This is a genomic window from Bacillus sp. LJBV19 (genome assembly GCF_017797845.1).
Taxonomy (GTDB): Bacteria; Bacillota; Bacilli; order Bacillales; family Bacillaceae; genus Bacillus; species Bacillus velezensis.
Map to the genome: position 1 here is coordinate 3,535,224 of NZ_CP072563.1, position 14,807 is coordinate 3,550,030.

The window sequence follows — 14,807 nt, forward strand, 5'->3', positions numbered from 1 at the left end:
TTTAATAAAGCATTTCTTTTTTCCGGTCTTCTTCCGTTAAAAATTCAATAAAGCTCTTCATCGCAGACGGCTCCTCGGCAATCAGCCGGGTATAGGCGTTTTTCCGTTCCTCGGATAGAATATCGCTTTTTCTGATTCTGTTCAGCATATAAAGGCGGATCGTTTTTTGCACCTGTTTCCGCTGATAGCCGGCTTCCTTAAACAACGCAAGACCCAAGGCTGCAAGGAGGGCAAAAATGCCGGCCGACACGAGAGCTCCTCTCCCGGAAGGGGCCTGAATCAAAAGCGATGCCAGATGAAACAGACTAAAAGCGGCGAGCGGGAAAGCAAGAAAACGGTAAATGATGCTTTTTTTCATCAGCGGCGCAATGGCGATTTGTATTTTCTGAATTTCTTTTTTTATGAATCCCGGCAATTGTTCCGCATGCTCCAGCTTCATGCCCTCTCCCCTTTGCTGTCATTTTTGTCTTCTTTTTCATATATGCATATTTTACCGCACCCGGAACTTTCTTTGAAAGAAAACTGCATTCATCTTTGATTCCGGCTCTTTATTCTTTCAAAATGTCAATGTTATAATTTGAAATGGGAATCAGATTGCTGCACTTGTCGGAATACTAATGGGCACAGTCTTGATAAATATGATATAGCGGGGTTGCAAAGTGAGCATTTCATTTATTTTATTCGGATTTTTTTTCGTTTTAAATATACTTTTGGCCGTCATCATGATTTTCAAAGAAAGACGCGATGCCAGCGCTTCATGGGCTTGGCTCTTGGTTCTTTTTTTTATTCCCATTTTAGGGTTTATTTTATACCTGTTATTCGGCCATAACCTGAGACGCAAGCATCTGTTTCAATGGGAGGACCGTAAAAAAATCGGGATTGAAAAGCTGCTGAAGTCTCAGCTGAAAGATCTGAAGTCGAGGCAATTCCAATTTAACAACAGAGCGACTGTGGATAATAAAGACCTCATCTATATGCTTGTCATGAACAACCACGCAGTCTTTACAGAGGATAATTCGGTGGAGATTTTGACGGACGGGCGCGATAAGTTCAAACGCTTAATGAAGGACATTTCCAACGCAAAAGATCACATTCACCTTCAATACTATATTTATAAAGGTGATGAACTGGGAAAAAAATTGCGCGATGCCTTAGTGAAAAAAGCACGCGAAGGCGTAAAAGTCAGAGTGTTATATGATGAACTCGGTTCAAGATCACTCAGAAAAAAATTCTTCAAACCGCTGCGGGACGCCGGCGGCCATGTGGAAGTCTTTTTTCCTTCCAGGCTTCGTCCGATTAATTTGCGGCTCAATTATCGGAATCACCGCAAGCTCGTCATCATTGACGGCGAAACCGGCTATGTCGGCGGCTTTAACGTCGGAGATGAATATCTCGGCCTGAATCCGAAATTCGGCTACTGGCGCGATACGCACCTCAGGCTTCAAGGCACGGCGGTACACGCCATTCAGACACGGTTTATCCTCGATTGGAACCAAGCCTCCCATCGTCATACGCTTACATACGTTCCGAATCATTTTCCGGAATGCGAGCCGAAGGGCAATGTCGGGATGCAAATTGTCACGAGCGGACCGGATTCAGAATGGGAACAAATTAAAAACGGCTATATCAAGATGATCTCAACGGCCAAACGGTCGATCCTGATTCAGACGCCTTACTTTATTCCTGACTCAAGTCTTTTAGATGCCCTCAGGATCGCCTGTCTGTCAGGCATCGACGTCAAAATCATGATTCCGAACAAGCCGGATCACGCTTTCGTTTACTGGGCGACTTTATCTTACATCGGCGATCTTTTGAAAGCCGGAGCCTCAGTCTACATTTACGATAACGGCTTTATTCATGCAAAAACGATTGTCGTCGATGATGAGACGGCTTCCGTCGGTACGGCGAATATCGACGTCAGAAGCTTCAGACTTAATTTTGAAGTCAACGCCTTTATTTATGACGTCACCATCGCGAAAAAACTCATTTCTTCATTTAAAGAAGATCTGCTCGTCTCCAGAAAATATACGTATGAAGAATATCAGGAGCGTTCGCTGCGGATCCGCATTAAAGAATCGATTTCAAGACTTCTTTCGCCGATTTTGTAATTCCCGGGGTGTTTCTCGGGAATTTTCTGATACAAAAACGGACACGGCACGAAAAAACACATTTTATATTCAAAAGAATGACCGAATAGTGTATAAATGAAAAGTGAGTATTTTTTTGTAAAGGAGTGCCATAGTTTGAAACCTGAATCAGTGAATCGTTCGCTTATTTCTATTTCGAAATGGGGAAAAGCGACAGGTATTTTATTTATTATCGTGGGTGCGTTTGCGGCGCTGTCGGGCGCGTTTTTCTTTTTAATCGGAGCCATTCCCGGCGTTTTGCAGATCATTGCCGGCATTTTTCTGATGCGCTCGGCAAATGAAGCGGGACAGATGGCGGAGCAGTTCAATGAACTGACAGAGGAACATATGCTGGAGAATTATGCAAAGTTCGTGAAAATGCAGGGGATCTACCTGATTGTGACGGTCGGCTTGTCCGTTCTCGGTATCGTTCTCTTCATTGTCCTCATGACGCTCGGCATCGTGGATGGCGTGTTTAATAATATTGATGCCAATACATATTAAAAAGGAAAATCCCGGCGCATCCGCCCGGGATTTTTCTTATTCCGCTTCTTCGGTAACGGTAAAGTTTTTCTGCTTTGGATTTTCCAATAACGCTGTCTGCAGATATTTTTTCGGACATTCCGGCTTCAGCTCAAAAAAGTTTTTTCAAATAAAACTTTTCCTCAGAGTTTCAACTGAAATCACTCAATTGTTCGACTGTTCCTGATCAGGTTTAGAAGCAAGAATTGTGATTCTGCAAAATAAGGATAAAAGCCATGGCGGAACAAGACCACTTATAATACATTTTTTTGGGTCTTTGTAATTAAATTACAATTGTTCTTAATATTCACTCATGTATTCATGCTATTATATTGAAAGGAACGATCAAAAGCGTTGGCGTTCGTTAAATATTTACGAGTGCTGCCTCATGTCAAAGTCAGAAAAAATAGTATAGGAGGTAACATATGTTTAAGTTTAAAAAGAAATTCTTAGTTGGATTAACGGCAGCTTTCATGAGTATCAGCATGTTTTCGGCAACCGCCTCTGCAGCCGGCACAGATTACTGGCAAAATTGGACTGATGGGGGCGGAACAGTCAACGCAGTCAATGGATCTGGCGGGAATTACAGTGTTAATTGGTCTAATACCGGAAATTTCGTTGTTGGTAAAGGCTGGACTACAGGCTCGCCATTTAGAACAATAAACTATAATGCCGGAGTCTGGGCGCCGAATGGCAATGGATATTTGACTTTATATGGCTGGACGAGAGCACCTCTCATCGAATATTATGTAGTGGATTCATGGGGTACTTACAGACCTACCGGAACGTATAAAGGTACTGTAAAGAGTGATGGAGGTACATATGACATATATACAACGACACGTTATAACGCACCTTCCATTGATGGCGATAACACTACGTTTACGCAGTACTGGAGTGTTCGCCAGTCGAAGAGACCGACCGGAAGCAACGCTGCAATCACTTTCAGCAATCATGTTAACGCATGGAAGAGTCATGGAATGAACCTGGGCAGTAATTGGGCTTACCAAGTCTTAGCGACAGAAGGATATAAAAGCAGCGGAAGTTCTAATGTAACAGTGTGGTAACAGCTCATCTTTAATTAGGGGCAGCTAACGGGCTGCTGATCGTTCCTTGAGAAATTTTAAATGATTATTAAGAGGCGAACGGTTTTAGCATTGCTGGAGGCAGGATATCATTTTTTGTTTAACTTGCTCACAGCTGACACCTTCACATAAGCCTTAAGCAAAATAAAAATATCCCGGTAACCGCCTCCTTTAGTTTCGGAGGATTTTTTCATTAAACAGATCGCAATCCCGCATCCAGGCTTGTCTGAATATGGAGCCAATACCGTGATTTCCTCATTACCTCTTGTAACCATTTTTGTTACACCAATAGCGGGATGAACCATCTCTTTTTAACAAAAGAGATGATTCATTACATCATAAAGGGACTTGCTCGCAAGTTCATTCTCCATTGCCCGCTGTACGCTTCCGAACGTCTCATCGAGCGCGCGCTGCATATTTTTGCCGACCGGACAGTCGGGGTTCGGATTGTCGTGAACCGCAAAAAGCTCTTCCTTATTCTGCACAGCCCTGTAAACCTCTAAGAGGGTGATCTCCGACGGATCTTTTTTCAGGCTGGCTCCCGGAACACCCGCCCGGGATGTCAGAATACCCGCTTTTTTCAGCTGGCTGATCGTTCTCCGCACGACGACGGGATTGGTGTTTACGCTGCCCGCAATCATGTCCGATGACGCCCGTTCATCCGTTGAGATCAGCGATAGAATGTGAATGGCCACAGCAAGACGGCTGTTAATCATGTTTTTCACCACCGTTGTAACCGCAATAGTTACATTTCATTTGTTTGTCAACTACTAATATACACTAAAACGGGCGGCAGGATGAAATCAAGTTGGCAATAGAGGTGTAAACAGGCCGGCGGGAAACCGGCCGGAGAGGGATTAAAATAAGAAATAACGCTGTCCGAGCGGAACATAGCTGACGGGCTGGCACGCCAGCTCTTCTCCGTCGGCGAACACCTGATAGGTTTTCGGATCGACTTGTATATTCGGCATCGCGTCATTCAGCTTCATGTCGAGCTTACTCAGCTTACGGATATTCCGTACGGGAGAAATCATTTTTTCAAGGCCGAGCTTTTCCGGCACACTGTTTGCGATACCGGCCTGGGACATAAATGTAATAGAGGTATTTCGGTTTGCTTTACCGTATGATGCGTACATCTGCCGCATAAACACGGGCTCAGGCGTCGGAATGGAAGCATTCGGATCTCCCATTTGAGCGCGGGCGATCATGCCGCCTTTGAGCACAAGTTCAGGTTTGACGCCGAAGAAAACCGGGTCCCATAGTACGAGGTCGGCGAGCTTTCCTTTTTCAACGGAACCGACTTCATGGCTCAGGCCGTGAGTGACGGCCGGGTTGATCGTGTATTTAGCGATATAGCGTTTGGCGCGCACATTGTCATTGCCGTTTTCTCCTGATAGAGCGCCGCGCTGTTTTTTCATTTTATCGGCCACCTGCCATGTCCGGATAATCACTTCTCCCACCCTGCCCATCGCCTGCGAGTCAGATGACGTCATGCTGATCGCGCCGATATCGTGCAGAATATCCTCCGCCGCAATGGTGGCCGCTCTGATGCGTGAATGACTGAATGCCACGTCTTCAGGCACTTTTGAATCTAAATGATGGCAGACCATCATCATATCAAGATGTTCGTCCATCGTGTTGACGGTATACGGAATCGTCGGCGTCGTAGAGGACGGCAGGATATTGGCGTAAGATGCGAGTTTCATAATATCCGGTGCGTGGCCTCCGCCGGCTCCCTCTATGTGATATGTATGGATAACCCGGTCGCCGATCGCATCAAGCGTATTTTCTAAAAAGCCCGCTTCATTTATCGTGTCTGTATGGATCGCCACCTGAATGTCCTCCTCATCCGCCGCTTCCATGCAAGCTTTAATGGCGCTTGGCGTTGATCCCCAATCTTCATGCAGCTTCAGGCCGATCGCGCCTGCTTCCACCTGCTCGATCAGCGGCGCTTTATCGGATGCATTCCCTTTTCCTAAGAAACCGACGTTGATCGGAAACTCCTCGGCCGCTTCCAGCATTCTCGACATGTACCATGCACCGGATGTACAAGTCGTCGCTTTACTTCCCGTCGCAGGACCCGTTCCGCCGCCGAGAAGCGTGGTCACGCCTGAAGAAAGCGCGACTTCCATCTGCTGCGGGCAGATAAAGTGGATATGCGTATCCACCCCGCCGGCCGTTACGATTTTCCCTTCGCCGGAAATGACTTCTGTTCCGGCACCGATAATCATGTGCGGGTCCACCCCATCCATGATATCCGGGTTGCCGCTTTTCCCGACGCCGACAATCCGGCCGTCCTTCACCCCGATATCCGCCTTGACGATCCCGGTATAATCCAGGATGACGGCGTTTGTAATAACCAGATCAAGCGCTCCGTCTTTCCCGGTGATACGCCCGTTCTGCCCCATGCCGTCCCGGATTGTTTTCCCTCCGCCGAAAATCATTTCTTCACCGTAATTCGTGAAATCTTTTTCGACTTCAATCCATAAATCCGTATCTCCGAGTCTGACTTTGTCTCCCGTTGTCGGTCCGAACAGTTCAGCGTATTGCTCACGTGACATTTTCATCGGATCGCCTCCTCCATCCATCCGGCTTTTTTTAGATTTGACAGAGTCTTCTCTTTTCCCCGCTCATCCATATACGTATCGGCCATGCCGTTGAGACCTCTGACCGTTTTTCGCCCTCCGATTTCCACGAGCGTGACGGTTTTCTCTTCTCCCGGTTCAAAACGGACAGATGTGCCTGACGGGATATCAAGGCGCATGCCGATTGCTTTGTCCCGATTGAAGGAAAGGGCGCCGTTGGCTTCGGCAAAATGAAAATGCGATCCTACCTGCACTGACCGCGTTCCGTTATTGGTGACTGACACCTCCAGCGTCTTCCGGCCTTCGTTAATGGTGATGGTCCCCTTTGCGACTTGAATCGCTCCCGGCTTCATGACTTCACCTCCGCTTTGATCGGCTGATGAACGGTGACAAGCTTAACCCCGTCCGGGAACGTCGCTTCCACCTGAATGCTGTCCAGCATTTCCGCAACGCCTTCCATAACGTCTTTTTCCGTCAATACATTGCGGCCGGATTCCATCAGCTCAGCAACGCTTTTTCCGTCTCTCGCGCCTTCCATCAGATAACAGGTCAAATATGCGGCGGCTTCGGGATAATTCAGCAGAACGCCGCGCGCCTTCCGCTGCTTAGCGAGCTCTCCCGCCGTAAAAATAAGCAATTTTTCTTGTTCAACCGGTGTCAGTTTCATCTGTATTCCCCCTTAGTGATAGTCAAACACAATCCGCATGGTCATACCGAAACGATGCAGGCGGCCGTCACCCCCTTCACCTCATGAAATGTTAAGTGATAAAAGTTATTCGACGGTGAACGGCCCGATTCCTTTTGCAGAAATTACCGATTTCTGATTTTTTTCTTCAACAAACGTTTAATTAAATGTGAAGAAAGGTTACATTCTATGTGAATATTATAAAGAAATTACCGGTGAATTTATAGAATATTTAAAAATTTAGTGAATATTAACCAAATGAACTGGAATTTTTGTCATTTCTCATAACAAAAAGCCCAAAATATTTTGGGCTTTTGCTGTGTTTCACTATCAAATTAATCATCACTGAGTTTATCTTTCGTTTTACCGACACCCTTTTGCAGGCTGCCTTTCGCTTTGTCTTTTTTACCTTCCGCTTTTAAGTCGGACTTGTTTGCCATGTCTCCTGCTTTGTCTTTTGCTTCCCCTTTCATTTTGTTCATGCCGCCTTTTACTTTGTCTTTTAAACCGTTATCTTGACTCATGATCTCTTCAGCTCCTTTTTTGTTCTGTGTACTTGTTTTCTTCCCTTTCAGCCTGAACACAAACATGTAAACTCTCAATTATTGATTTCACAGCGTTCCCCGTAGCGGAGCACTTTGTAAACAGCCAATCCGTCTGACAGCTTATTATCCCCGTATTGCACCGGCAGAAGGGCAAAGAAAACATAATAAGTTGAAAAATAGACAAATTGGTAAAAAAATAAGTTTGGCTCAAGGACATCTTTTATGATCAGCAGATTTATTAAAAAGATAGAAGCGAGATTAAACAGACAGCCTCCGGAATAGACGAGCGCGCTCGTCAGGCGGTTATCTATCCGCAATTCGCCGAACTTGCAGAAAGAATCTATGAAGTAGATACGCCGAACCTGAATCGGCCCTACTTTTAAAAGACGTTTCCCCATTCCGATATCCAATGATGCCTTGCCTCCGAACAGCATGGCCATAAAGCTGTGTCCCGACACATGGATGACAGACACCATCGGCAGAATGATGAGAAATGATACGAAAAACTTTATCATATCATTGAATCCGAACAACAAATCCCTCCTTCCCCTCGCACTTTTTTCTCTCTTTTGCGATTTTTCCGTTTTTTTCTATGGTCAAACGTTATGATGTGCATAAAAAAATAACCATCTGCTGATCAGATGGTTAAGAAAATTATATATCGTATAAACACTGTTCTTTTTGAATGTTTTCTCTCATGCGAATCGCTTTTTCATAAAAATACGCCGCTTCTTTATATTGCCCATGTCCGCTTGTGTAAATGGCGGCCTCCAAGGCGAAATCTTCAATATACACATACAGCGATTTTTCATTCATATAGTCAAACACTTCATGGATTAAATCCATATTGAGTGACTCCAAATAAAGCGCTTGTAAAAACTTATACTTCTCTAAACTGAATCGGTCGCCCCGTTCTTTCGCGATCATGACCCCTCTTTCATAATAGGTAAGGGCCGCTTGGTCATCATGCAGCCTGAAAAGGGTGTGCGTTAAGCTGAACAGCGCCTTCGGAAGCTGTTCAAGCTGATGCTCTTCAAAAACGGGAACCGCTTTTCTAAAGTACCGGGCCGCTTCATCCAGATCGCGCTTTTCAGAATAACAATTCCCCAGATTGTAAAGCGAAGACCCGATCAGGCGGGGCTGTCCTTCAAGCAAAGAAAGGCGGAGGGCTTCGTCTAAATGCTCAAGCGCTTTGTCGTAGTTTTTGCAGTCGATGTAGTTTCCTGAGATGACGAAATGGCATTGAATTCTCCGCACTCTGTAGAAATCGTGTTTCATATACGTATCCAGCGCCTGAATCCCGTGATTCATGGAAAAATGAGTCTGCTTCATGACATAAAACACTTCAGACATCTTGAAATGGAATTCCGCCCTCTCTATATCATCCTCGACAAATGAAAGGAGTTTTTCCGCTTTCCGGTAAAAAGAAATAGCCGCAACATAGTTATTGTGATCGAATTCATACATCCCTCTGAACAAATGGAAATAATACTCAGACAGTCCCGATATGCTGTCCGTGCTTTCGATCGTCTTTTGCAGCTCGCTGTACTGAATCTGTGATTGTTCGGTGCATTCCGGCTTGACGTAATCAAGCATAATATGATGGCGGTAGCTGATCAGCTGATAATATAACAGCAGCAGCTGGTCTTCCTCCATACGTTGTATATCCTCATCAATTTCCTCTTTCAGCTTTATGGCATCAGCCGCTTGAAACGCTAAAATGTGCTTGTACCATTTGTTGATCTTAACTCCAACTTGAGATGACGGAATCTCGTATGCGGTCATGCCCCTTTCACAACCTTTTCTAATTTCTATTGGTTATATTTTAACATATTGTATGGCTTTGGAATTGCATAACTTGATTGTCCTGCATCAAAATTCCTATCATATATTTCGGCTGTTACCGGTATTTTTTGAACAGACCGCTCTCATATTGTGAATAAAAAAGCCTGCCCTGGTCCGGGCAAGCTTTTCTTCATCCGCCTATATAAGACATTTCCACTTTCTTTTTCCCATCCGTTTTAGAAAGCGCGCGGTCAATTGAATACTGATCCGTGCGATTTCTCCAGACAGAAGCGATGGATTCCGTCAATTCGTCATCGGTCAGACCGCCGCGCACGAGTTTCCGAACATCATAGCCGCTTGACGCAAACAGGCACGTAAACAGCTCGCCTCTCGCCGACAGGCGCGCTCTGTTGCAAGAGGCGCAGAATGCATCCGATACGGAGGAAATTACGCCGATTTCGCCGGAACCGTCAAGATAGCGGAACCTGGAAGCGACCTCTCCTTTATAATTCGCTTCTATCGGCTCCGTCGGCATGTGCTGGTTGATCAGATCAATAATCTCGGCCTTCGTGATCACGTCTTTTTTATTCCATTGATTCGTATTGCCGACATCCATAAATTCAATAAACCGGAGAATATGACCCTTTTCTTTAAAATAGCGGGCCATCGGCAGGATATCTTTTTCATTGACGCCCTTTTGAACAACCATGTTGATTTTCACACCGAGTCCGGCCGATTTTGCCGCCTCAATGCCCTCAAGCACCTTGTTCACCGAAACCCCGCGGCCGTTAATGGCCTTAAACCGCTCATCCTCTAAAGAATCGAGGCTGACTGTCACGCGATGCAGCCCCGCCTGCTTCAGTTTTTCCGCATACACGGGAAGCAGAGAGCCGTTTGTCGTCATCGCGATATCTTTAAGTCCGGGGATGCGCGCAAGTTTTTTGATCAATTCAGGCATATCTTTTCTCATGAGCGGCTCTCCGCCCGTCAGCCTGATTTTTTCAACGCCGAAGCGGCCGACAAACAGCTTCGCAAGCCGCTCAAGCTCCTCGAAGGAGAGCAATTCCGTCTTTTGTAAAAATGGATAATCCGGTCCGAATAATTCGGCTGGCATACAGTACGTGCATCTGAAGTTGCAGCGGTCGGTTACAGAGATACGAAGATCCCTGAGCGGCCTTTCCCTTTTGTCTGTCACCCGGCGCGTTTCTGTATTCATAAGCCCAAGACCCCTTTCTATTGTTCAACCCGTTCAGGATGTGTGTATACGTTAAATGATCCGTTTCTGACAAAACCTATCGCGGTTATGTTCAGCTCTTCCGCCATTTGCAGCGCGAGCTCCGTCGGGGCCGATTTTGAAATGACAATCGACACGCCGATTTTTGCGGCTTTTAATAAAACCTCTGAGGAAATCCGGCCGCTGAAGACGATCAGCTTGTCACGGACCGGCATTCCGTTTTTCAAACAGCAGCCGTACAGCTTATCCAGCGCGTTGTGGCGCCCGATGTCCGTCCTCATGAAGAGCAGCTTTTCCGTATCGCACAGCGCTGCATTATGGACGCCGCCCGTTTCCCGGAAGGTGCCGCTCCCGCTTTGCATCTCCTTCATCAGGCGAAGGCACGTCTCAGGAGTTATGGTGATACGGCTGACGGCGGTTTTGGCCGTTTTCACATCCTGCTGAAAGTAAAAATGGCGGCCTTTCCCGCAGCATGAACCGATGACCCTCTTAGTATAGTCTTTTTGCTCAAGCACCCCGGGATTCGTCAATTCCACATATGCAAATCCGAGACTTTCATCTATAGTAAAGCTTTTGATCTCTTTTTCAAAACGAATGACGCCTTCTGATGCGAGAAATCCGATGACGAGTTCCTCTAAATGGTCAGGCGTGCAGACGAGCGTAACAAATTCCTGCCCGTTCACCATGACGGTCAGCGGATACTCTGAAACCATCCGATCTGCCGTCTTTGTTAATACCCCTTTTTCATAGCGGTATATGTCTCTTACCGCTGTTGTTTTTTCATCCACTGTTTTCCCCTCCGCAGTATCCTTCTCTTTTATTCTTCCACAATCCCTGTATTTTGTCGAATTTGCGGTTTAAAAAAAGAGCCCTCTTAGGACTCTATGTTTCATTGCGATGATGTCTGCTCAGAATGGTGAATAAAATAACTGCGGCTATAATGGCCAATATACTGACGAATATGAAGGCGGCAAGCTTCAGAAAAATTCCCATCAGAACAAAAACGACTGCCGCCAGCACTAATATAATGCCTGCTCCTTTTAACAACAGCGTTCATCTCCTTTTATCCGTATCATTCCCGCGGTTCCGTTTTCTAAACAAAAAAGACGCCGCGCGGGCGTCCTTTTTTAACCTATTCTTTTGCTAAATCCTTTGCAGCGTCTTCCCAAGCCTGTTTGAACTCGTCCGCACTGTCCGCTGAGACATATGTGCCGCCTCCCGCTTCCGCCGCTTTTTCAAGGCTTTCGCTTCCTTTCATGCCGAAGTTGAAGCCGATGATATTGACGATCGTGTTGACATTCGCTTTACGGAGCTTTTGAATTTCGGCCTGAGGATTACCGCCGCATGTTTCTTCACCGTCTGTGATCAGATATACGACGTTTTTCCCCGTGGCGCCGGCCCGCTCAAATTCTTCACGCGTATCAGAAAGCGCTTTCGCAATCGGTGTCCAGCCGGTCGGTTTAATCTTGCTGAGTGATTGCTCAAATGGAGTCACGGCGTACGGCTGAAGGCCGTATAACGTTTCTGTCGCATTACATGATACGGCTTTGCCTGAGTTTTTATTATTGCCCTTATGTCCGAATACCCGAAGCATCAGATTCGTGTCTTCAGGAAGAACTTCCGCAAAAGAAGTGACAGACTCTTTCGCAACATCTATTTTACGCTCTCCCCCTGTTTTTTGTATCATGCTTCCGCTTGCATCAAACAGCACGGCAACGTTTGTTTCTTCGTGCTTTTTCTCAGCTGCAAAAACAGGTGATCCGAGTGAAAGCGTCAAAAGTCCGACAATCCCCGCAGTGAACATTTTTTTCATTTCTTTCATTCCTCTCCGTTTGTTTTTGGCCGATGGGCCCCCGGCTCTTCTCTATGCTAGATGACGAGTATGCAAAAAGATATAGGGCGGGATTCCTTTTGTATAAGCGGCGGTACGCCGTTAAAAATGAGCAGAATTATGCGCATCATCCTAAAAAGATTGGATAAATGATGACAGATTTAATGCCTTTTTCGCCCTTTTTGTAATATAAGTCCGGAATCTGATTCTTTTTACAGTTTTCTCTTCATCTTTTCTTGAAATTTTTGTTAAATAAAAATAAAAAAAAGGGCCGATAAACGGCACCTTTTCTTATTCCGCTAATGAACTCGCTGCCATTGTAAAGATGCGGTTCATATCCTTTTGGCTGTGAGCTTCGTAATATTTTCCTCCGCCCGCTTTGGCAATCTCGTGAAGCTGGCCGTTGAAGCCTTCCTTAAAGTCAAAGCCGATCACGTTGACTTTAATATGCTGTTTGCGAAGTTCTTTCGCTGTCTTAACAGGATCTCCTCCGCATGTCTCCTCGCCGTCCGTCAACAGGAAAACGGATTTACTGCCAAGTTTGTGCAAACCGGTAAAGGAAGCCTTCGCATCCTCTAATGCTTTTGCAATCGGTGTCCAGCCCGTAGGCCCGATTCCGTTAAGAGAGTTAAGGAAGCTCTGTCTGTCAAACCTTTGGAATCCGTACACACCGCGAATGGATTCACAAGATTGAACCTTTCCGGAGTTTTTATTATTGCCTTCCGAACCGAAAACCGTCATTCTGACCTGTGATTTAGATTTAATTTGATCCGCAAAACGGACAATTTCTTCTTTTGCCATGTTGTATTTAGAAACACCGTCAATCCGTTTTGCCATACTGCCGCTCGCATCAAGTAAAATGGCGGTATTGTTTTTAAATGAAAGAGTCTTCTCGTTTGCATTCTCGGCAGCAAAAGCAGGAGATGCAGCAGTCAGCATCAATCCGAGCATGAGTATGAGTGAAAATGTTTTTTTCATTGCTTTTTCCCCTTTTCAATAGATTTACGTTCAACGCCGAACAATATTTATCGTAAATGAGATGAAAAGGGAAATAAATAGGACGGCGTTCCTCATTATTTTTGCGTATATTCACATAGAAGCGGCATTTTTATCAGTGATTTACACCCGGCGCTCAGCCTTCAATCGGCATTTGTCAGCCTTTAGGCTTTCGTTATATGAGTCTGTTGGTTGCTTTACCGTTTATGGAATAGTTTTCAAAAAAAACAGACGCTCATGAAAGCGTCTATTTTTTCGCCATATATTTGTTTAAAAATGAATCTGCTTCGGAAATGTCCACTCCCTGATAATAATGCTTGACGATGTCCGCCACGGATTTCCCCTGCTTCGCCATGTAATTGGCCCCGTACTGGCTCATGCCGACGCCGTGGCCGAATCCTTTTGTCGTAATGGTGATGCTGCCGCCGTTTCGTTTCCATTCAAAGTCGGCAGAACGAAGTCCGAGTTTTTCCCGGATGTCTCTTCCCTTCAGCTTTTTACCGTTGATGACGGCCGTCGCCACTTGATGGCCCGGCGTTCTGGCTGTAATCTGTCCCACTGTGTTTTGTCCCGAGAGCTGTACGCCGAGCTTTTGCTGAAACTCCGGCACACTGAAGGTCTGGGTGGCGAGATATTTCGGCGATTGTTTATCCCACGGACTTTTCACGCTCTTTAAATAAGGAATGGCGCTTGTCCAATAGGCTTCCGCATTTTCCGTATACCCGTTGCTCGTAGAGAAGAAAGATGCCTCAATCGGCTTGTTGTCGTACGTTAAAATCTTTCCTTGCGTGCCGGCGACCGCGTTTGTGATTTTCTTGAGGTTGTGTGCGTACTTAGAACCCCATTCTTTTTTCAGCTGGCTTTTGCTTTGATAGACTTGGAACATTTGCGTATCATCCACCAGTGATCCTTTCGGCGCCTGAACGGCTGAGTCAGCGACCATCAGTCTGACGATGAATGTCCGGGCGGCGAGCGCCTGGGCTTTTAAGGCCTCCGGTTTAAAGTTTGCGGGCATTTCGGAAGCCACGACACCGACCACGTACTCTTCAAGCGGAATGTTTTCTACATAATGATTGGATGTCCGATAAACCGGAATGGATACAGGTGATTCTTTCAATGTTTCTGCTCCTTTTGTTTCTCGTGTGGTGTGTGCTGTTTTGTGTCCGGGCTCTCTGTTTACGGCTGCTCCTTTTTCTGCCTGAAACGGAAGGACGAGAATGGTGGGGACTAGAAGAATAAGTATACACAGCCCGGATAGTAGAAATACAATCGGTTTCATATATCAGCTGCCTCCTGCTTGGGATTCGACTCTACTTCATCTTATGGGCAGGGACAAGCTAATATGACTTCCTTTTGGACAGAATCTTTATTCCATTTTTCACGCGAAAAACGTATTCTTTTTTGGAAATCAGA

17 protein-coding genes are annotated in these 14,807 nt (G+C 45.8%); 3 read left to right on the forward strand and 14 right to left on the reverse strand.

What is annotated here, in order from left to right; all coding sequences use genetic code 11:
- Window position 1 precedes the first annotated feature (1 nt).
- Window positions 2–439, reverse strand: a complete 438-nt coding sequence (locus tag J6600_RS17225; protein ID WP_061861616.1) for a DUF5392 family protein — start codon at window positions 437–439, stop codon at window positions 2–4.
- A 220-nt stretch (window positions 440–659) separates the two neighbouring features.
- Between J6600_RS17225 and cls the strand changes: the two genes are divergently transcribed.
- From cls to xynA, 3 genes are all read left to right on the forward strand, one after another.
- Window positions 660–2,108 (forward strand): cardiolipin synthase, encoded by a 1,449-nt coding sequence (gene cls, locus J6600_RS17230; protein WP_209387673.1) that lies wholly within the window; start codon window positions 660–662, stop codon window positions 2,106–2,108.
- Between the two features lie 135 nt (window positions 2,109–2,243).
- Complete coding sequence (locus J6600_RS17235) at window positions 2,244–2,630, forward strand: DUF5362 family protein (protein ID WP_007407576.1); 387 nt, start codon at window positions 2,244–2,246, stop codon at window positions 2,628–2,630.
- Window positions 2,631–3,073: 443 nt separating this feature from the next.
- Entirely contained in the window at window positions 3,074–3,715 is a 642-nt protein-coding gene (xynA, locus tag J6600_RS17240) for an endo-1,4-beta-xylanase XynA (protein WP_007407578.1), read from the forward strand.
- A 329-nt stretch (window positions 3,716–4,044) separates the two neighbouring features.
- Here xynA and J6600_RS17245 read toward each other — a convergent pair whose 3' ends face one another.
- The 13 genes from J6600_RS17245 to spoIID all read right to left on the reverse strand — a co-directional run bounded on the left by J6600_RS17245 (window position 4,045) and on the right by spoIID (window position 14,673).
- A complete protein-coding gene (locus J6600_RS17245) occupies window positions 4,045–4,449 on the reverse strand; it encodes an Rrf2 family transcriptional regulator (protein ID WP_014419089.1) in 405 nt (134 codons plus the stop codon).
- A gap of 141 nt (window positions 4,450–4,590) precedes the next feature.
- Window positions 4,591–6,300 (reverse strand): urease subunit alpha, encoded by a 1,710-nt coding sequence (gene ureC / locus J6600_RS17250; RefSeq protein WP_209387674.1) that lies wholly within the window; start codon window positions 6,298–6,300, stop codon window positions 4,591–4,593.
- On the reverse strand, window positions 6,297–6,671 hold the full coding sequence (gene ureB, locus J6600_RS17255) for an urease subunit beta (protein WP_003151199.1): 375 nt from the start codon (window positions 6,669–6,671) through the stop codon (window positions 6,297–6,299). The genes ureC and ureB overlap by 4 nt, the downstream gene beginning before the upstream one ends.
- Window positions 6,668–6,985, reverse strand: coding sequence for an urease subunit gamma (gene ureA, locus J6600_RS17260; protein WP_003151198.1), 318 nt, complete (start codon window positions 6,983–6,985; stop codon window positions 6,668–6,670). Before ureA ends, ureB begins: the two co-directional genes overlap by 4 nt.
- A gap of 353 nt (window positions 6,986–7,338) precedes the next feature.
- Entirely contained in the window at window positions 7,339–7,527 is a 189-nt protein-coding gene (locus J6600_RS17265) for a CsbD family protein (protein WP_012118653.1), read from the reverse strand.
- A 74-nt stretch (window positions 7,528–7,601) separates the two neighbouring features.
- Window positions 7,602–8,081, reverse strand: coding sequence for a hypothetical protein (locus tag J6600_RS17270; RefSeq protein ID WP_007407583.1), 480 nt, complete (start codon window positions 8,079–8,081; stop codon window positions 7,602–7,604).
- A 121-nt stretch (window positions 8,082–8,202) separates the two neighbouring features.
- Window positions 8,203–9,333, reverse strand: a complete 1,131-nt coding sequence (locus tag J6600_RS17275) for a response regulator aspartate phosphatase (RefSeq protein ID WP_017418744.1) — start codon at window positions 9,331–9,333, stop codon at window positions 8,203–8,205.
- A gap of 190 nt (window positions 9,334–9,523) precedes the next feature.
- Window positions 9,524–10,549: a GTP 3',8-cyclase MoaA gene (gene moaA, locus J6600_RS17280; RefSeq protein ID WP_014419094.1), complete on the reverse strand. Its 1,026-nt coding sequence runs from the start codon at window positions 10,547–10,549 to the stop codon at window positions 9,524–9,526.
- Window positions 10,550–10,566: 17 nt separating this feature from the next.
- Window positions 10,567–11,355, reverse strand: a complete 789-nt coding sequence (fdhD, locus tag J6600_RS17285; protein WP_017418742.1) for a formate dehydrogenase accessory sulfurtransferase FdhD — start codon at window positions 11,353–11,355, stop codon at window positions 10,567–10,569.
- Between the two features lie 94 nt (window positions 11,356–11,449).
- On the reverse strand, window positions 11,450–11,614 hold the full coding sequence (locus J6600_RS17290) for a hypothetical protein (RefSeq protein ID WP_007407587.1): 165 nt from the start codon (window positions 11,612–11,614) through the stop codon (window positions 11,450–11,452).
- A gap of 85 nt (window positions 11,615–11,699) precedes the next feature.
- Entirely contained in the window at window positions 11,700–12,380 is a 681-nt protein-coding gene (locus J6600_RS17295; RefSeq protein ID WP_012118657.1) for a VWA domain-containing protein, read from the reverse strand.
- A gap of 309 nt (window positions 12,381–12,689) precedes the next feature.
- Window positions 12,690–13,376, reverse strand: coding sequence for a VWA domain-containing protein (locus J6600_RS17300; RefSeq protein ID WP_007407590.1), 687 nt, complete (start codon window positions 13,374–13,376; stop codon window positions 12,690–12,692).
- Window positions 13,377–13,641: 265 nt separating this feature from the next.
- Window positions 13,642–14,673 (reverse strand): stage II sporulation protein D, encoded by a 1,032-nt coding sequence (gene spoIID, locus J6600_RS17305; RefSeq protein ID WP_209387675.1) that lies wholly within the window; start codon window positions 14,671–14,673, stop codon window positions 13,642–13,644.
- Window positions 14,674–14,807 lie beyond the last annotated feature (134 nt).

What these genes read in the sequence shown, in the direction of transcription:
- J6600_RS17300 (WP_007407590.1), bottom strand. Translation starts at nt 13,376, where the DNA reads ATGAAAAAAACATTTTCACTCATACTCATGCTCGGATTGATGCTGACT.
- J6600_RS17225 (WP_061861616.1), bottom strand. Translation starts at nt 439, where the DNA reads ATGAAGCTGGAGCATGCGGAACAATTGCCGGGATTCATAAAAAAAGAA.
- ureA (WP_003151198.1), bottom strand. Translation starts at nt 6,985, where the DNA reads ATGAAACTGACACCGGTTGAACAAGAAAAATTGCTTATTTTTACGGCG.
- J6600_RS17295 (WP_012118657.1), bottom strand. Translation starts at nt 12,380, where the DNA reads ATGAAAAAAATGTTCACTGCGGGGATTGTCGGACTTTTGACGCTTTCA.
- ureB (WP_003151199.1), bottom strand. Translation starts at nt 6,671, where the DNA reads ATGAAGCCGGGAGCGATTCAAGTCGCAAAGGGGACCATCACCATTAAC.
- J6600_RS17275 (WP_017418744.1), bottom strand. Translation starts at nt 9,333, where the DNA reads ATGACCGCATACGAGATTCCGTCATCTCAAGTTGGAGTTAAGATCAAC.
- xynA (WP_007407578.1), top strand. Translation starts at nt 3,074, where the DNA reads ATGTTTAAGTTTAAAAAGAAATTCTTAGTTGGATTAACGGCAGCTTTC.
- moaA (WP_014419094.1), bottom strand. Translation starts at nt 10,549, where the DNA reads ATGAATACAGAAACGCGCCGGGTGACAGACAAAAGGGAAAGGCCGCTC.
- J6600_RS17265 (WP_012118653.1), bottom strand. Translation starts at nt 7,527, where the DNA reads ATGAGTCAAGATAACGGTTTAAAAGACAAAGTAAAAGGCGGCATGAAC.
- J6600_RS17245 (WP_014419089.1), bottom strand. Translation starts at nt 4,449, where the DNA reads ATGATTAACAGCCGTCTTGCTGTGGCCATTCACATTCTATCGCTGATC.
- spoIID (WP_209387675.1), bottom strand. Translation starts at nt 14,673, where the DNA reads ATGAAACCGATTGTATTTCTACTATCCGGGCTGTGTATACTTATTCTT.
- ureC (WP_209387674.1), bottom strand. Translation starts at nt 6,300, where the DNA reads ATGAAAATGTCACGTGAGCAATACGCTGAACTGTTCGGACCGACAACG.